The organism is Shewanella marisflavi (genome assembly GCF_023283925.1).
Classification (GTDB): Bacteria; Pseudomonadota; Gammaproteobacteria; order Enterobacterales; family Shewanellaceae; genus Shewanella; species Shewanella marisflavi.
In genome coordinates this window covers 302,800-322,622 of record NZ_JAKIKX010000005.1, presented here as the reverse complement: position 1 = coordinate 322,622, position 19,823 = coordinate 302,800, and the positions used below count along the sequence as shown (strand labels likewise).

Annotated in this window: 10 protein-coding genes and 1 tRNA gene; 1 reads left to right on the top strand and 10 read right to left on the bottom strand. The window is 47.7% G+C overall.

Annotated elements, in window-relative coordinates:
* The first annotated feature begins 28 nt into the window (after positions 1-28).
* Positions 29-105: transfer RNA gene (locus L2712_RS12790), tRNA-Met, on the top strand.
* 692 nt (positions 106-797) lie between these two features.
* Here L2712_RS12790 and L2712_RS12785 read toward each other — a convergent pair.
* From L2712_RS12785 to prc, 10 genes are all read right to left on the bottom strand, one after another.
* Positions 798-1,331, bottom strand: a complete 534-nt coding sequence (locus L2712_RS12785; RefSeq protein WP_248977993.1) for a cell division protein ZapC — start codon at positions 1,329-1,331, stop codon at positions 798-800.
* Positions 1,332-1,489: 158 nt separating this feature from the next.
* Complete coding sequence (pyrD, locus tag L2712_RS12780) at positions 1,490-2,515, bottom strand: quinone-dependent dihydroorotate dehydrogenase (protein WP_088904737.1); 1,026 nt, start codon at positions 2,513-2,515, stop codon at positions 1,490-1,492.
* Between the two features lie 67 nt (positions 2,516-2,582).
* The gene (locus L2712_RS12775; protein WP_033538336.1) at positions 2,583-7,421 is read right to left on the bottom strand and encodes an NAD-glutamate dehydrogenase; all 4,839 of its coding nucleotides are present in this window, start codon (positions 7,419-7,421) and stop codon (positions 2,583-2,585) included.
* A 264-nt stretch (positions 7,422-7,685) separates the two neighbouring features.
* Positions 7,686-9,989 (bottom strand): efflux RND transporter permease subunit, encoded by a 2,304-nt coding sequence (locus L2712_RS12770; RefSeq protein ID WP_033538335.1) that lies wholly within the window; start codon positions 9,987-9,989, stop codon positions 7,686-7,688.
* Between the two features lie 12 nt (positions 9,990-10,001).
* Positions 10,002-11,015 (bottom strand): WD40/YVTN/BNR-like repeat-containing protein, encoded by a 1,014-nt coding sequence (locus L2712_RS12765; protein ID WP_248977992.1) that lies wholly within the window; start codon positions 11,013-11,015, stop codon positions 10,002-10,004.
* A gap of 83 nt (positions 11,016-11,098) precedes the next feature.
* Entirely contained in the window at positions 11,099-12,463 is a 1,365-nt protein-coding gene (locus tag L2712_RS12760; protein WP_248977991.1) for a DUF1329 domain-containing protein, read from the bottom strand.
* Positions 12,464-12,481: 18 nt separating this feature from the next.
* Positions 12,482-14,530, bottom strand: a complete 2,049-nt coding sequence (locus L2712_RS12755) for a DUF1302 domain-containing protein (protein WP_248977990.1) — start codon at positions 14,528-14,530, stop codon at positions 12,482-12,484.
* 324 nt (positions 14,531-14,854) lie between these two features.
* A complete protein-coding gene (locus L2712_RS12750) occupies positions 14,855-15,070 on the bottom strand; it encodes a DUF2835 domain-containing protein (protein ID WP_033538331.1) in 216 nt (71 codons plus the stop codon).
* 53 nt (positions 15,071-15,123) lie between these two features.
* Positions 15,124-17,685 carry an aminopeptidase N gene (pepN, locus tag L2712_RS12745; protein ID WP_248977989.1) on the bottom strand — a complete coding sequence of 854 codons (2,562 nt, stop codon included), beginning with the start codon at positions 17,683-17,685 and terminating at the stop codon, positions 15,124-15,126.
* A gap of 72 nt (positions 17,686-17,757) precedes the next feature.
* Positions 17,758-19,803, bottom strand: a complete 2,046-nt coding sequence (gene prc / locus L2712_RS12740) for a carboxy terminal-processing peptidase (RefSeq protein ID WP_248977988.1) — start codon at positions 19,801-19,803, stop codon at positions 17,758-17,760.
* Between the last annotated feature and the right edge of the window lie 20 nt (positions 19,804-19,823).

The following is a 19,823-nucleotide window of genomic DNA, read 5'->3' as shown; positions in this document are numbered from 1 at the left end:
TCAAAACAACTACAGCGTTTCTTACGGACGCGGGATGGAGCAGTTTGGTAGCTCGTCGGGCTCATAACCCGAAGGTCGTCGGTTCAAATCCGGCTCCCGCAACCAATTTCTAATGATATAACTTTTCTAAATACTCCCTTGTTACCCCCCCTTTTCTCATACAGGTAGCAAAAAAGCTAAAGTAAAAAGCTCGTCGGGCTCAGCTCTTATAAAGCCGCGAAGGTCGTCGGTTCAAATCCGGCTCCCGCAACCAATTTCTAATGAAACACCTTTTCTAAACTCTCTCTTGTTTAAATCCCTTTCTCAAACAGCTAAAACCAAAACGCTAAAGCAAAAAGCTCGTCGGGCTCAGCTCTTATAAAAGCCGCGAAGGTCGTCGGTTCAGATCCGGCTCCCGCAACCAATTTCTAATGAAATAACTTTTCTAAACACTCCCTTGTTTAAATAGCTACCGCCAAAACCTAAAGTAAAATGCTTGGCTGCCCTACACCAATCGGGCCGTTTCAAAATTTTCTGCATGCTCAAAACCGATATCCGGTTAAAAAATAATCTATAGCCGTTAACTGTTTTCTCGCGCTTTAATTTACCTTAGCAAGCTAGCCCTTCTATAAAGGCCTTCTATAAAGGATATGGGAGTTGTCGATTTTATAAGCATTAAGCGAGAAAAACGCGAGAGGTTGATTTAATCAATAGATCGGAAAAATGATTTACGAGCAATCGTCGTAATAAAATAAATTGATCAAAAAACAGGCATAAAAATAGGGAGCATCTGCTCCCTAAATAAATCTTGAAATTTTTTAAGCTGCCGCGATCTGACGATTGGCTTTTAATGGATGCAATCTATCATTCATCACTTTAATGCAGTCAAACTGGCGCATCGTCTTACTGTCACTCAACTGCAACTGGGGTGATAACAGCATAACCAGGGAGGCCTGAATATTCGATTCGACCACTAATACCTGTACCACTTCCCCTTGGCATTTCAACTGGAAGACCTTGCCTAGCTCACTGTAAACACACACCGCCGATGTATCAAAAAACCATGACTTAGGCATCTGTGGCTTTAACAAATAATGAGCCGCTGTTGCGTTCAACGCCAACTGAACCCTCACCGCATCGGCAATATTTAAAGACTTTCCAATACGCTCAATAAATTCGATATAGAACTTGGCATGTTCTACACTAAATTCCGTCGTTGCCAAGGCATCTGGAATAAGTGCTTTCGTTTGATAGGGAGTCAGAAATTCCATATCCGAACCTAACGAAACGCTTAATACCCCATACGAATCGTTATATATCCATTGCCAATCCCTTTGTGGCATTAATAACATAACGTGTACCTATATACCTTAATACAGCTCGATAATAGATTATATTTCACCCAATATCAAAAAAAATTTTACAAATATGATATAGATAACAACATGTTATATTGATCTAACGCGATCTAAATAAGATCGCGCGATCGTTTTGAGATCTAAATAAGATCTTATTTATTTTTTACGCGATATGCGTCGACGATCTCTTTAATTAATTCTGGACCACGATAAATAAAACCAGAATAAATTTGTACCATAGTCGCTCCTGCATCCAATTTATCAAATGCATCCTCCGCACTATTAATACCACCAACACCGATAATAGGTACTTGGCCTTTAAGACAAACCGCTAACTGTTTGATCACTTTAGTTGATAATGAATTCAATGGCTTACCACTCAAACCACCGGCTTCATTAGAATTAACCAAACCACTAACACCATCACGTGTCAGGGTTGTGTTGGTGGCAATGGCACCATCAAACTCATTACGGATCAAAGATTCAGCAATCTTTTCAATTTCTTCAGGTTGCAGATCCGGGGCAATTTTTAATGCGATCGGCACATACTTACCATGCTGCTCGGCAAGATCTTTTTGCTTGGCTTTTAATGATCCAAGGAGATCATCAAGCAGGTCTCCATACTGTAAACTGCGCAGGCCAGGAGTGTTAGGCGAGGAGATATTCACGGCAATATAGGCCGCATAAGGATACACCTTGTCCATACAGATAAGGTAATCTTCCTTGCCCTGCTCTACCGGTGTGTCCTTATTTTTACCTATGTTCACCCCAACCATGGCGCCAGACTTAGCCGCTTTTAGATTGGCCACCAAGTTATCAACACCTTTGTTGTTAAACCCCATACGGTTAATGATCGCCTTAGCCGGCTTCAAACGAAACAAACGTGGCAAGTCATTCCCAGGTTGAGGTCTCGGTGTAACAGTACCAACCTCTATATGTCCAAAGCCCATCGCATGGAACGCATCGATACATTCACCATCTTTATCCATGCCGGCAGCGAGTCCGACAGGATTTGGAAATGTAAGCCCCATAAACTCTACCGGCGCAGCTTGCAGCTTCTGCGCGTAAAAGCAGTTTAACGGCGAATTCGCAGTTGATTTCAGACTACCTATAGCTAAGTTGTGCGCCTTCTCTGGGTCCATCTGAAACATCACTTTCTGTGCGATTTTGTAAAACATGCATTCTCCTAGACCGAAAAAAGCCCCGGCATTTGCCAGGGCTGATGACTATATTTTAGTTTTATGATTAACCTTCACAATGAAGGATCAACAGATTTAGCTCACGTAGGGCGACTGAGAACTTAGCAAACTCATGAGTCTGCGAGGTCTTAAAGTCTGCAAGCATGTGGAACCATCTTTCCAATAAGCCCTGATTGGATTCGACCCACTGTTCAATAATGGCATCAGCGTCACAAACCGATGTGCAAGTACGTAACACCGCTGAACTCAGTGAACGTTGCTGCCAATCAAGCTCTTCCCTAAATGCCGCTCGCGCCAACGCTTGCCAATGGTTCGCCACTGGTTGTGCGCTGATCTGCTCAAGGAACCAGTGCAGGTCGATGCGCGCACCAAGTTTATAGTAAGTCTCGGCAACTAAGGCTACCGGCTTATCTTCCAACTCAGCAATTTGCGAGATATCCAAGGCGGAGAACAGCGTACTCATATTAACGACATCAGTCGCTACCTGCTCTGGCACACCTTCTCTCACTAGGGCAGCGATCTCGGCGCGTATGCCGTTGACTTCATCTTCCACCATATATTGGTGAACATTTTGACGAAGCTCTTGGAATACAGGGCTGAAGAAGGCCACTACCTGTTCAATCGTCTGGTTACGATTACGATGACGTAAGAACCAACGACATGCGCGGCGTAGATTACGACGCAACTGGTGTAGCATCTCACCCTGAACAACCGCAGGAACCACACCATTTAGCGCCGTGATCGATTTAGTTAATTCAGCTAAACCAAATACTTCACGTGCCATAGTGTAGCAGATCGCTGCTTCAGCGACTGAGGCACCAGTCTCATCTTTCATACGCTGTACGAAATTTAATCCCATATCGTTGACCAACTCGTTGGCCAACGAAGTCGCGATAATTTCAGCTCGCAGCGGGTGAGTCACCATACGGTCGCTATACTTCTCTTGTAGCTGACGCGGGAAATACTCAATCAACAGCTGACTCAAGAATGTATCGTCAGTAATTTCCGGTGTCAGCAACTGCTCTTTCAATACCATCTTGGCGTAAGCCACTAATACCGACAGTTCAGGACGAGTTAGTGCTTTGCCATTAGCTAAGCGCTCTGCCAGCTCATCATCAGTTGGCAGGAACTCTAAGGCTCTGTCGAGCTTGTCTTCTTTTTCCAAGTAATGGATGAAGCGGATCTGCTCTTTCAACTGCTCGGCGCCGCGCACCTGAGTCACAGAGATGGTACGGGTCTGATCCTTACAGTCTTGCAGTACGATGCGGCTGACTTCGTCAGTCATCTCAACCAACAGACGATTACGCTGTTTCACCGTCATCTCACCTTCGGCCACCATAGCGTTTAGCAAGATCTTGATGTTAACTTCATTGTCCGAACAGTCCACACCACCCACGTTATCCACGAAGTCGGTGTTCATACGGCCGCCGTTTGCAGCATATTCGATACGACCAAGCTGGGTACAACCTAAGTTACCACCCTCGCCTATGATGCGAGCCTGAACTTCTTTACCGTTAACACGCAGTGCGTCGTTGGCACGGTCGCCTACTTCAGCATGAGTTTCGCTGGTAGCCTTAATATAAGTACCGATACCACCGTTCCAGATCAGATCCACCTTCATCTTCAGCAGCTCTTTAAGCAGCTCGTTAGGTGTCATAGATGCTTTCTTAGTATCAAGCATCTTCTTCATCTCTGGTGTCAGTGTGATTGACTTGGCAGAGCGCAGGAAGATGCCGCCACCCTTTGAGATCAAGTCTTTATTGTAATCTTCCCAGCTAGAACGCGGCATTTCGAACAAACGTGCACGCTCTTTGTAACTGATCGCCGCATCCGGATTAGGGTCGATGAAGATATGCATATGGTTGAAGGCTGTGACCAGACGGGTGTGCTCAGAGAGCAGCATACCGTTACCAAATACGTCACCGGCCATGTCACCAATCGCCAAACAGGTGAAATCAGTTGTCTGGCAGTCGATACCAATTTCGCGGAAGTGGCGCTTAACCGATTCCCAAGCACCACGTGCCGTGATACCCATCTTCTTATGATCGTAACCGTTGCTACCACCAGATGCGAAGGCGTCACCTAACCAGAAGCCATACTCTTCAGAGATAGCGTTAGCGATATCTGAGAAGGTCGCGGTGCCTTTATCGGCCGCCACAACCAAATATGGATCGTCTTCATCATGACGTACCACATTAATAGGAGGAACGATTTCACCTTCGACAATATTGTCAGAGATATCCAGCAGTCCACGGATAAACAGGCGGTAACATTCTTGACCTTCGGTAAAGAAGGCATCTCGTCCACCGTCTGTTGGCAGTTGCTTACAAACGAAGCCCCCCTTGGCACCTACAGGGACAATTACGGTGTTCTTCACCTGCTGGGCTTTCACCAGACCCAACACTTCGGTACGGAAATCTTCACGACGATCTGACCAGCGCAGACCACCACGAGCCACCTTACCACCACGAAGGTGAACACCCTCTACTCTTGGAGAGTATACAAAGATCTCAAACTTCGGCAGCGGACGTGGCATTTCTGGGATCTCTTCAGGCGAGAACTTAAATGACACGTAAGGCTTGTTACTACCATCTGGCAGCACCTGATAGAAGTTGGTACGCAGCGTTGCATTGATCAGATCCAGGTAACGACGAATGATACGGTCGTCATCCAGGCTAGACACATCTTCCAGACGCATATCAATCTGTTCAACAAACTTAGCTAAAGTACGAGTCTTGAGCTTAGGGTTGAACTTACGGATAAACATCTTCACCAGAAGATCGGCTATCTGTGGGTAGCAACTGAAGGTCTCTTCGATATACGCCTGACTAAAGGTCGCATCGATTTGACGCATATATTTTGCGTAGGCACGTAGCACTGAAACTTCACGGCCCGATAAGCCAGTAGCCAGAACCAGACGGTTAAAGCCGTCATCTTCAAGCTCTTTACGCCAAACCTGTGATAATGCTGTCTGGAATCTATCTTGGCTATCGGCCAAATTATCGACCGCAGCACCTTGTACCGTCATCAAGAAGTCCAAGATCCAGAAAGTTGCACCATCTGCGGTGATCACTTCATAAGGACGCTCATTGATCACACGTAGGCCGAAATTTTCCAGCATAGGCAATACGTCAGATAGATGGATCGGCTCATCTTTATGGAACAGCTTTAGACGGACTTTGTTGTCTTTTAATGCCGTTTCCTGTGGCTGATAGAAGAGCATGCCCAGTTTATGGTCATCGTCAAGCGCCTCTAGGTGCTCGACATCGACCACGGCTGAGCTAGGCAACACATCTTCTTTATAGCTACGGGGGAACGCATTAACATAACGCTTCACCAAACGGTTACCCGACTCTTCACCTTGGGCAGTGATCAGCGCTGTGTTTAACTTATCTTCCCATGAACGCGCAGCTTCAATTAGATTGTTTTCGATGGCAGCCACATCTACATCCGTAATATTATTTTCAACTTTGACTATGTAATGAGTACGCGCGAGCGTTGACTCAGAAAAATAAGTCGTAAATTCAACATCTTCTTTAGTATTGAAGTGTCGAGCCAAGATACGCTGAGTATCTTCACGCAGCTTAGTGTTGTATCTGTCCTTAGACACATACACCAGGCAAGAGAGAAAGCGGCCAAAGCCATCTTTACGAACAAATAGCTTAAGCTTGTCGCGATCTTGCATCTCAAGCACGCCGCGGGCCATGTTAGCCAGTTCAGTTTCGCGCGCCTGAACAATCTCGTCTCTTGGCAAGGTTTCGAGAATATGCATCAAAGCCTTGTAGTCATGAGAGTGTGGCGTCAGGCCAGAGTCGTCGAGCACACGCTGGATCTTCTCTGCCAGCAGCGGGATCTCACGTGGGCTGCGGTTGTAAAGATTAGAGGCGTACAGACCGATGAATCTATCTTCACCTATCACATTGCCTTGCTCGTCAAATCGCTTAATACCGATATAATCAACATATGCAGGACGGTGAACACGGCTCTTCTCTGTGCTCTTGGTCAGAATAAGCAAGCTACTATCCAGTGCTTCCTTACGAGCAGAATCAGACAAGCTAGAAAGCATCAAGCCTTTAGTATTCTTAGGTTTTCCCGGTACGTTCATCAGGCCGAGACTGGTCTCATTTGCCGGTACCAATTCTAGATCGCCCTCCACCTTATGCAGGTCGTAACGACGATAGCCCAACAAGGTAAAGTGATGATTGTTAAGGTAAGTTAAGAAGTTAATCGCTTCATCTAACTCACGCTTCTCACCAGGAAAAGGACGGTCTGGCAGCTCGGCAATGGTCTCGGTCAACTTGTTAGACATGGCCTGCCAATCGTTAACCGAAGCGGCGACATCACCCAGAACAGACTGAATCTCTTTCTCAAGGCTCTTGATATCAGCGTCGCTGCTGAGTCTATCGATCTCAATCAGGAACACAGCCACTCTATCGTTATGTTCGTCCTTATCGTCGTTATAGCTGACACTAGTGATGTCGCCTTGCTCACGCTTCACGGTCAAAGGCGTATGCAGCATCATATGGGTAGTGATCCCCATACGGTTTAGCGCCATCCCCACAGAGTCAACCAGGAAAGGCATATCAGGTTGAATCACCTCGATAATCGAGTGGGATGATTTCCAACCATGCTTAGATTGACTCGGATTAAACACGCGAATATGGGTCTCGCCAACAGGCGTTTTGTTCGCGGCATTCCAGAGACTGAGTACGGCGCCGTAAAGATCACTGTCATTGCGGTGTTGCAAGTCATCTTTCGACATATGGGCATAAATACAAGTTGCGAACTGTTCAACTTGTTTGGCTTGTGTATTGGGAACTTTGGAGTGAATGAGGCTGACTACGTTCTCAAGTAGTACTGAAGGCATTGCATCTTTCAAGGCCATGTTGCTGTTTCCTTTAGGGTCTATGGCAGCGTTTTTGTAATTTTATGGATGCTTGAGCATATGACAGGCCAAATCTAATTATGTGACCTAAGTCATAGCGCGAAGTTTATTACTAAATGTGCCAATTTTCGAGAACTATTTTAGTGGTAGATCCTCATCCCTCGGGGTTTTGCGGCCATATGGAAGCTCATGATGAAAAAACAATCGTAAAGTAAGCGTAACTATGCAAAAAAAGAGAGAGCCAATGCTCTCTCTTTCAGTCCACTATCGCGGCTTACGCCAAAAAACAGCGCCGATCGCCGGTAAAATAATTATTGCGCCTAACATATTCACTAAAAACATGAAAGTTAACAGGATCCCCATGTCCATTTGGAACTTTAGCGCAGAAAAGAACCAGGTACTTACGCCTATGGCTAAGGTCAGGCCGGTAAAGATCACCGCACTGCCCCGCTCGACTAAGGCCTGATGATAGGCCGTCTGTACTGGCATACCGTCTCTGAGTTTCACCGCCATGGTCGACAAGATATAGATGCCGTAATCGACACCTATCCCCACGCCAAGGGCAATAACAGGTAAGGTACTCACCGCCAAGCCGATGTCGAGTTGAGTCATCAGCGCCTGGGCCAGTGTGGACACCACATAGAGCGGCAGGATCACGGCAATAGTTGCTCTAATCGACCTAAAGCTGATTAGACAGAGCACAAACACTGCGCCATAAACATAAAGCATCATCGGCATCTGCGCCTCGGCAACCGCCTCGTTGGTGGCGGCCATCACCCCCACCGGCCCCGATGCCAGCTTAAACTTAAGCTTGTCGTTGTCCATCTTGGCTGACAGGGTTTTAACCTTATCGATCACCGTCTCTATGGTTTCTGCCTTGTGATCTTTAAGAAACAGATACACAGGCATCACAGAGCAATTCCCGTCGAGCAAGCCCGAAGTGGTTGGGATCTGCCCTACCGCCTGAACCAGACTCGCTGTGGTGCGCGGCAACACCTGCCACTTGGGATTACCTTCGTTAAAGCCGGCGTTCACCCGCTTAGCAACAGACGCCAGGCTCGCAGTAGACTCCACACCAGGGGTATTAGCCACTAACCACTCAAACTCATCTATCTGTGTCAGCACATCATGGTAGGTACAGGCCTCAGGGAAGGCTTCGACAATCACAGTCATCACATCTGTGGTGATAGAGAAGTGATCGGTAATATAGAAAGTGTCCTGATTGTAGCGACTGTCAAAATGTAGCGCCGGCGCCCCACCTTGCAGATCGCCTATCTTCATCTTGTTCGCTTGCTGCAATCCGACGCCATACAACACCACAGTGGCGACGAGTACTACGGCTGCATATTTAGGCGTGGCAAAATAAGAGAGTTTACGCCAAAGCTCATCGACACGGCTATTTTCCTTGGGTGGCAGCGCCTTCACTTCGGTATATGAGATTAGCAGTGGCAGAAGCACCAGGTTGGTCAGAATGATCACAGCCACACCCAAGGAGGCCGAAATTGCCAGTTCGCGGATGATACCGATATCAATCGCCAGCAGAGTCATAAAACCAACGGTATCAGAGAGCAGCGCAATACCGCCCGGGATCAGCAGACTTCTAAAAGCCAGCGCCGCCGCGGCTTTGGTGATCTCGCCTTCACCAACACGGCGTCTGACCGCGTTGATCATCTGCACCCCATGACTCACCCCGATGGCAAACACCAAGAAAGGGATCAGTATCGACATGGGATCTAGGCCAAAACCCACCACAGTGAGCAAACCTAGCTGCCAAACTACGGCCACCAAACTACATACTAGAGGCAGCAGGGTCAGTTTTACGGATTGTGAGAACAGATAAACCATCACGGCGGTCACTAAGATGGCAATCGCGAAGAAGAGCACGACGCCCTTGGCGCCTTCGGCAACATCGCCGGCCATCTTTGCAAAGCCGATAATATGAACCTTTATCTGATCATTTTCATATTGACCTCGCAGCTCATTTTCAAGCTGACTGGCAAAGGCCAAGGTATCGAGGGGCTCACCGGTTTGCGGGTCAAAATCCATCAATTGAGCCGTTACCATGGCTGCCGAGTAATCTTCCGCTATGAGTCGCCCGACGATACCGGCCTTCTCAATATTACTGCGGACCACCTCTAGCCCGGCGGGCGTTGTGGAAAAATCAGCCGGAATCACCGGACCACCGGCAAACCCATCTTCCACCACCTCGGTAAAACGGGTAGAGGGTGAATAGAGAGACTTTACCTGAGCACGATCGACCCCAGGAATGAAGAACAGCTGATCATGGACCTGCTTAAGGGTATTGAAAAAATTGGGGTTAAATATGTTACCGCTGGTGTCCTCTACCGCCACCATGATGCTGTTAGCGCCGCCGAACTGCTTCTGATGCTTCAGATAAGTCTGCATATAGCTATGATTAAGCGGAATATTCTTAACAAAAGCCGCATCCATCTTCAGATGACTGGCTTGAAACCCGAGAAACAGAGTTGCCAGCAAAAAGGCGAATATTACATAGGCCCGTTGCCGAAACAGGAAGGACTCTAATCCATTAACTAATTTATCTAACATGCCTGGGCCTTATTATTCTTGTTGTAATGCAACGAAGCCTTTTGTACCAGCAAGCCAAAGCTTGCCTTTGGTATCCTTACCAATTGACACTAGGTTTTCCCCTTGGCGCTGTGCCACCAACTCGACGCTATCATCGGCGGTAACATCAATGACCACACCACCGTTGCCCACGAGCCTGACTTTATCGTCACTGAGCACTATGCCGCCATTGAGGGTAGAGTTAGTGGTGAGCGCTATTTCCTGCCACTGCTCAAGATCCCCATCGCTCTTAAACAGATTCCCCCTGAGACCGAGCACATAGATCCCCTGCTTAGCCACTAACACATTAAAGAGTGACCCTTCATAAGGGAAATCAATACGTTGCCAGCTCAGACCATTGTCTTGTGAAACAGCAGCTAATCCGAGCTCGCCCACCATCAAAAGACGGTTATCGGCTAAGCGTACAACGCGATTAAAATGCGGCAATAAAGTACTACGCTCTTGAAGATAAAGGCTTTCATCCTCAGCCTTTAGCTCATCTAGATAAGCCTGATCTTCTTCATATAACAGCTCAGTATGAAACTCCTGATGCCACTGCTTACCGCCATCTAGAGTACGATAGAACAAGCCATAGGCGCCAATGGCAATCCCCTGCTGCGCATCAAAGAACAGCACATCTAAGAAAGGCTTTTCGATTTCAGCAGAGCTCATCTGTTTTGCCCAAGTCTTGCCGCCATCTTGAGTATGCAAAATGGTCGCATCATGCCCCACTGCCCAGCCAAGCGAAGGCGTTAGCAGCGTCGCCTTGGTTAACAGTGCACGGGTTGGTGAACTAACCTGCTGCCATTGATCGGTAAAATGAAATAGATGACCACGATCGCCAACGGCAATCACAGTCTCTCCCTGCTTGGCAATATCCAATACCAGAGAGTGAGTAGCCAAGGGTTGTTTATCTGAGCCAACCACTTCTTCCGAGCTATAAGCAGGAAACGTGGAGGCAATAAACAGAGAAGATAACGCGACAAGCCGAAGCATGCTAAACCACATACAAACTTCCTTTCGTGAAATGAGGGGCCTGTTGGCCCCTCTCCCCTAATTCTTTATAGAATTAGTCCATAACGCATAAGTGCTTAACGAATACCAGCACGTCTCAATGCCGCTGGCGTAAAGTTGGCTTCACTCAGCTTGGCATCAAAGTTATACATACGTCCTTCGTTATCGAGGCCCATAGCCAGATAACGACGTGACTGTAAATCATGGATCACTTCTAGCGTGGTCCAGTGTGTTGGTACTTCATAGTAGTTAATCGCATGGGCGACGGCGACACGATATAACTCGTCGCGGTTGTCATACATATCCGACAAAGACACCTGCCATGAATCTTCATCTAGGTAGAAGACACGTGTCTTATAGATATGACGCATCCCCTCTTTTAGTTGCGCCTTGACCACCCAAACACGGTGTTTCTCCCAACGAACATGCTCTGGATTGATATGACCAGGCTGTAGGATCTGCTCATATTTTAGCTTGTCTGAATGGAGCTTGTAGTCGTTGTAGGGAATGTAGATCTCTTTCTTACCCATTAACTCCCAGTTGTAACGAACTGGCGAGCCGTTGAACATATCGAAATCATCTGTGGTGCGCAGACCATCAGACACTGTGCCCGGGGTATCGAAAGCGACATTTGGCGCCTTACGTACGCGGCGCTGCCCTGTGTTATAGGTCCATGCCTGACGAGGCAAGGCTTCCTGATCCATGGTCTCTTTAACCAAGAGCGCGGTACCTGCAAGACGAGCAGGCTGTGTCACGACCTGCTTAAAGTAAAACAGGGTATTAGACTCTTTCAATTTATCCAGTGTCATCTCTGGGCGAGAATACTCAAAACGTATCTCTTCGGCGGTTTCTACTAAGGTGTAGCTACCCGATGCCGTTGGCGCTGCCTGGCTACGGGCAGTCTCAACGTCTACGCCACGAAAACGCAGTACGTGGTTCCAAATCGCTTCTAAACCATTTTGTGGAATAGGAAACGGCACACCAATCGAGCCCCCAGAAATCCCGTTACCATCGGCAACCAATTCGGCGCGAGTGGCATTGGCTTTTGTGGCGTCGTACACAAACTGAGGAACAGAAGCGGTGCGGCGCGTCTGATACACATTCATCTTGAACGTATCAGGATAAAGATCAAATAGCTTTAGCTGACCTTCGGTGAGATGGTCCTTGTACTGATCTTTATTGGCATTGGTGATAGTAAACTCAATCTTATCGGCTGCGAAGGGATCGGGATGATGCATACCTTTCTCATAACCCGCCACTGCTTGGGTAATACCGCCATCCCAGGCTGGAATAGAACCGTCGGCGTTACCCGCCTTTTCACCACCTAGCGGCGTCAGTTCGGTACCGAGTTTTGCCGCCTGCGCCTCTGATACTTTCGCAAAGGCCGTTGGCGCAGTTAAAGCAACGATCACAGCTGCCGACAATAGTGTTAATTTTTTCATTCTTATTGTCCTTGTGAATTAGATTGAATACTTGATGTTAAATGACACGTAATCACGATCTGACATCAGATTCGTGGTGCCAACACCACCGAAGAAAGAGTTATAGGAAACATCGGCTCCCCAACGGCTCTGGTAATCGAAGTTAATGCCGATAGCGACTGACTTCTTACCTTCGGTGAACAGGAACATAGGATCGGGTGTGATCCCTTTAACATCATGGGAGAAGATGATGCGCGGTGCCATGTTGACCCCGGCAAACAGGTTGTTGTATTCAGCCTTGGCCACAAAACGATAGCCCCAGGCAAAATCGGTCGGGAATGGGTTGGTTTCAGGGCCATTGTGAACAGCCTCGATGATCCCTGGCATATCAGGGTTACCGCCTGAACGTGCCGTCCCCGGTCCATTGAGACGCAGCTCGTCAAACCCAGGCATATCATGGATCCATACGCCACCGACCTCGGCCAACACCACCAGGTTATCAGTGCCCAGAGTCGGACCAAATAGATGAGTAAAGGTCACCTGCGCTTGCGTAGTATCACGCAGAATATAGCCTTCTGCCGCTTCACCCGAGCCTATACCCTTCACCTGAGAAATACCGTCTAAATCTGGGCGAAGACCCGCGTTGGCTAGCTGCTGTGGCATAGCGGCAAACAGCAATTCTACATCATCGATCTGCAGTGGCTCATCTTGACGATGGGCAATTTCACCAGCTACCGAGGTATCGCCAACCAGAGTATTGAAACTAAAGCCGTATAGTTTGATATCTTCCGGGTATTCAATCTGCGCCTTGGAGAAGGTCTCTAACCCCAGCAAGGTTTGACGGTCAACTTCACCACCTGTCGCGCCAATGGCGGCCAGGGTCGCTAAATCTTTACCTATTGCCTCTTGGGTAAAGTTAGCTGCTGTACCGCTGATCAACGGACGTCGACTATGGTAATTCATGTAATAGAAACCAAACTCTGTCTCACCTAGCTCAGGGGCATAGTAACCTAGCTTAATACCATATTGGCCCGAGTCACTGGCGCTGGCCTGATCTTGCATCAGGGTCACTTTGGTTGGATAAGCCAAGGCAAGTGATCCTAAAGTCGCAGCATCATAGCGGCCTGACGCCACCATAGCGGACAGCTGTTGATACTCTTCGATCAGAAAATCTAGATTAATATCTGGGTTGGCGTTAAAGCCAAGCTGAGCGTTTTGCGAGTAACCACCGTAACCGGCGAAATCATTGGTTGAGAAATAAGAACCAGGTGTTGGAACCCAAACAGGCTGCCAATCATACTGATAAAAGGCTTCAAGGGAGAGCGATTCACTAATACCCAATGATGCCCAAATCATCCCTTGAGGTCTGAAGGCTTCTTTAAGTTCTGCACCCGGTGCATTAAGAATATTCAGGTCAACTGGGTTGATCACACCAATACCATGTGGAATAAGGGTACTTTCACCCCATGACACCACTTGGTTACCGATACGGACGCTAAGTGGATTGGCACCATCGTTAAAGTCGAAATCACCATAGATGAATGCATCCAGCAAGCGCACATCTTTACATTGCACTTCAGAAGCTTCTGAGTCGGCACAAGGATCATATTCCTTGCCCGTTATCGGATCGCTGTAGCCGTAGCTACCATTGTTGGCTTTCTGATCGTAGAAATACATGCCACGAGCAAACAAACCGAAATTCTTATACTTTAACGACAACTCGTGCAGGCCTTTAAAGACCATGGAGGTCACATCGCCCTGTGAGTAGAGCAAGTTACCCAAATCACCGTTGCTTGAGTAAGACCCTGGCTGAGCCCAAATCTCAGTCGAAGTGTACTTAGTATTATTAAATGCCGAATAATTAGACCAATCGAAGCGCGGGTGATTAACCTTACCAATCTGGTCATTCCAATCACGCTCTTCTACCCGCCAACTTGCACCGGCACTGAAGGTTGAATCGAATGAACCTTGCACTTCTCCCCAATCGAATGACACGGCTTGTACGCCAGATGTCACCCCAACACTCAACGCCGCAACGATCCCCAAAGCTAGCGCTGACTTGTTAAAGCCATTTTTAACGTTTTTCATTTTTAGCTCTTCTCCGTAACCTGCTGGATTCTTTGTTATAGGAATGATGGCCAACATCTTGTTAGCGTACAGGTAACACCATTGTTACAGCATTTAGGTGGGATGAGCAAGGCGAAAAAACAGAAAATTACCTTGAGATTTGTACACTTAAGCTAAAGGACTTATCTATTTTCAAACGACTGATTTAAATTCTTTCTAACAAGTCATACCAGATGAAAAACGGCTATTGAAAAAACAAGCAGAAACAGGCAATTAAACTTTTACATTGGGAGACAAAATTTTGAGTGGAGCACAATCATTCGTTTGAAGTATATACTCTAAAACTTATAGTGGAGTGAGGGAAACGAACTGTCCGTTATCATCGAGTTCCAGTCGAAAATAACCCTTTATGCCTGACGTGGTTAAAAAAGGCCGAAAATGGCGAGCGTGTATCCAGAGGATCTTCCCAGAAATATCTCTAACCTCAATTTTATCAATACTTCCTTGATAGTAATTGAGAAAATCCTGGTAACTCACCTGAATAGGAAAAGTAAATATCATCATAGTCTTAGTTTAAAAAAGTGGCGAGATGCAAAGCACCTCGCCCTGCTAACTTATGCCAGCGCCTTAGACACCTTCTCGTAAAGGTCTTTCGACAGATCTGGCAAGGCCAATATCTCTTCTAGCGCAGCTCGCATCAACTTCTGACGCTGCTCATCAAACTTCTTAAATTGGATCAATGGCGTGATAATACGCGCAGCAACCTGAGGATTTAAGGTATTGAGCTTGATGATTGCCTCGGTCAAAAATCGATATCCGCTACCATCAGGCTGATGGAACGAGAGCGGATTAGCCGCAGCAAAAGCGCCAATCAAGGAACGTACGCGATTAGGGTTGGAGAAGCTAAAGGCACTGTGCAGTGTTAACTCACGCAGCGCCGTCACGCGATCCTCGCCCGGACAACAGGCATGTAGAGTCAACCACTTGTCCATCACCAATGGCGTATCGGCCCATTTCTGTTGAAAATCAGAAAGTAAACTGTCTCGTAATTGCGACGCTTCCTGATTCAACGCAGCCAGGGCGCCTAGGCTGTCGGTCATATTGTTGGCCTGTTCATATTGTCGCTGTGCCAAGACTTGATAAGCATCAGACATCTGCAATAGCAGGGTTAAACAGGCATTCTTTAAGGCTCTGGCTCCGGCATCATCCTGGGAGGCCAACTCACGATAGCGCGCCACAAGTTCATCTTCACAACCTGAGGCAATTTCCTCAATCAAAAACTCTCGCGCCGCCGCCAATGCGTCCAGATCGACCTGTCCCACCTGCTCTACCAAGGTATTCAAGCTTGGGAAGTTCAGCACCTCTGCAAGTAACGCCTTGTCCAAGGCTTCATCGAGCAGCAAGCCTTTAACCGCATCGACGAGTCGAGGGTCAACATACATAGACTGCTGCGCCTTAAGATGTTCAACGTTACCCCAAACGGCCTGACTAAATAAGGCTGCAGAAGCCTCCCATTTAGCCACTTCACTACTCGCATAACGCATCAAATGAATGAGTTGCTCGACGCTATAATCAAACTTGAGTCTGACTGGCGCTGAGAAGTTTTGCAGTAAAGACGGCACAGGGCGCTCAGCCATCTCACTAAATACCAGCTCTTGCTCTGTCTCTGTGACGCTAAAGACTTGACTGAGTAGCGAACGACCATCGCTAGCGATCAGCTCAAGATCCAACGGAATATGCAAAGGCAGCTTCTCGCTTTGATCAGGCGTTGCCGGAGTATGCTGGCTAACAGTAAGGCGATACTCTCGCTTATCCGCATCATAGGCCTCAAGGATAGTCAGCTCAGGCGTACCGGATTGACTATACCAACGCCTAAACTGGCTCAGATCAACGCCGCTGGCGTCTTCCATCGCCGCCACAAAATCATCACAGGTTACCGCCTGTCCATCATGACGCTCGAAATAACACTTCATCCCCGCCTGGAAGCCCTGCTCACCTAATAAGGTGTGCATCATGCGGATCACTTCGGCGCCCTTGTTATACACTGTCACGGTATAAAAGTTGTTCATCTCGATGACGGAGTCTGGACGGATCGCATGGGCCATCGGCCCACTATCTTCGGCGAACTGCTGATTCTTGATCACCTTGATCGCATGAATACGATTAACCGCGCGTGAGCCCATATCGGAACTGAATTCTTGGTCCCTAAAGACAGTCAGCCCCTCTTTCAGGCTCAATTGGAACCAGTCGCGACAAGTCACTCGGTTGCCGGTCCAGTTATGGAAATACTCATGCCCTACCACAGACTCAATACCGTGATAATCTTCATCGGTGGCTGAGTCTTTATCGGCCAACACATATTTTGTATTAAATACATTCAGACCTTTGTTTTCCATGGCGCCCATGTTGAAGAAATCCACCGCGACGATCATGTAGATATCAAGATCATATTCTAGGTCGAAGCGGCTTTCATCCCAGGCCATCGACTTTTTCAGTGACAGCATCGCATGATGTGCCTTGTGCAGATTACCTTTATCGACAAATACCTGCAGCGCCACTTCGCGGCCGCTCTTAGTGGTAAAGCTATCGCTAAGCAGATCAAAATCACCAGCCACCAAGGCGAACAGGTAAGCGGGTTTGGGGAAGGGATCTTGCCAACAGACAAAATGACGCCCATTGCCCAGTTCGCCACTGTCGACGCGGTTACCATTACTCAACAGATAAGGAAAGGCTGCCTTATCGGCTTCGATACGCACCGAATAGACAGCTAGAACATCGGGGCGATCGAGGAAATAAGTGATACGTCTAAAGCCTTCCGCCTCACACTGAGTACAATAGGCGCCATCAGACATATATAGCCCTTCGAGTGCCAAGTTTGCCTGGGGATCCAGCTGAGTCACTATGGTTAGCTCAAAGGATGCTAAATCGGTATCAAGATGCAACTGGCCTTCGACCTCGCGGTACTCATGAGCTTGGCCATTGACCAGCAACTGACTCACTGTCAGGCTCTCACCATCAAGTACCAAGGTCTTGGCTGTGTCGTTAACTCGGCGAACCTGGCTCACCGCCGTTACCTGAGTGTTAGCACCATCCAATACAAAGGAGAGATCCACCTGGGTTATTGTGTGGTCCGGTGCTCGATAATCTTTTAAATATTTGGCCTTAACCTGTGCCATTCACATTCCCTCATCTGAAAAGATTATAAAAAAACGCGCCAATAGCGCGTTTTTATTAAGTCTGGCTCAATACTATTTCACCTGATTTTTAGCCACTTTATCCATATCCACCAGATCCAGTGTGATATAGACAGTTTCATCTAAAAACGCATCAGGCGCTTTCACATCATCTTCGGCGTCATCTAGCGATTTAAGGGCTTCTAATCCTTCCACCGCTCGGCGCTCGTTAAGACGGGCAAGTTGCTTATCGTCATTGGCTTCACGCTCGGCGATACGCTCTTTCTCCACCAGAGAAACACTGGTTTCTTTATGGCTCTTCTTAAACTCTGCGATATCTTGTTCAATATAGCCAAATTCAACATCATTCTTAATACGCTGCTGATGACGTGAGTCCAAATGGGTCACTAGCTCAGGGTTTATATCGCCAAGGGTACCGTATTGAGCAACAGGCACCTTGTCCCATGGCAGTGCATTGTCTTCTTCAGCTTCGCCATACTCACCAGGCTCTAGGGCACTCGGGAATGGAATATCCGGTGTGACCCCTTTTAGCTGTGTACTACCACCATTGATACGGTAGAACTTAGCGATAGTGTACTGCACATGGCCTATCGGCTTGTCGTACATATCATAGATACGACCAAGACTCTTATGCTGTTGTACCGTGCCTTTACCAAATGTCGACTCACCGACGATCAATGCTCGGTCATAATCTTGTAAAGCAGCAGCAAAAATTTCTGATGCCGAAGCACTATAGCGATCTACCATCACGGTAAGTGGCCCTGAATAGGTCACACGGCCGTCGTTGTCGCGATTTTGTGACACCTTGCCGTTTGCGTCACGGATCTGAACCACTGGCCCCTGCTCGATAAACAGACCGGTTAACAGTGTTGCTTCGGTTAAGGCACCACCACCATTACCACGCAGGTCAATCACCACACCTTCGACTTTAGCTTCTTTGAGTTTCACCAACTCTTTGGTGACATCCTGTGACAGGTTCATGTAGAAGCCAGGGATCTTAATCACTCCCACCTTGCGACCAGCATAATCACCGGTTGATGGTTCAATCACTTCTGAGGTCGCGGCGCGGTCTTCTAAGCGTATCTTGTCACGAACTATGGTGACATCGATAGGCTTAGCCGCTGAGCCCCCCTTCTTAGGCAGGATCTGCAAAATCACCTTGCTGCCTTTAGGGCCCTTGATCAACTCGACCACATCGTCCAGTCGCCAGCCGATCACATCGACTATCTCTTTACCTTCCTGGCCGACACCCACAATACGATCTTCCGGCGCCAGTTTTTCACTGTTAGCCGCAGGGCCGCCAGCAACCAGGCTCTTGATCACCGTATAATCATCATCCATTTGCAATACCGCGCCTATGCCTTCAAGGCTTAGGTTCATCTCCATCTGGAAACGTTCGGCGTTGCGAGGTGACAGGTAACTGGTGTGCGGCTCGACGCTACGAGAGAAGGCGTTCATCACACCCTGGAATACATCTTCACTCTTGGTCTGACTCAGACGCTTGATTGCATTGTTATAACGCTTCTCAAGTACCTCAACGATCTCATCCCAGTTCTTACCGGTCAGTTTAAGGTTTAAGGCATCGTATTTAACACGTTGACGCCACAGCTCGTTAATTTCAGCCTCATCTTTCGGCCAGGCGGCTTCATCTCTGTCGTACTGGTAACTATCACCAGGGAGATTAAAGTCCATCTCCTTATCCAGCAGGGATAAGGCATAGGCGAAACGATCGTAACGACGCTGCTGCACCAGATCGAACATCTTATAGGCCGGCGCTAAATCACCACTCTTCAGCATATCGTCGAACTGATTTGAATACTGTTTGAAACTGTCGATATCGCTTTGAAGCAGGACATTGCGACGGTAATCGAGCTGCTTGAGATAGCGCTCGAACACCTGCTGTGAAAAGGCATCATCCAGATCGAATCTGTGATAATGGGCGCGAGTGAACAGGCCTGTCACTCGCTTGCTTGCCACTTTATGTTGCGGCTCTTGTGTTAAAGAGGGCAACTCGCTAGATGGAATACTGGGCGTCAGTGCCCAAGCCGAGAATCCTACAAATATGCTGGCAATGGATGCTGCCAGAGTGAGTTTTCGCATCAACAAGTTACTCCTTTATA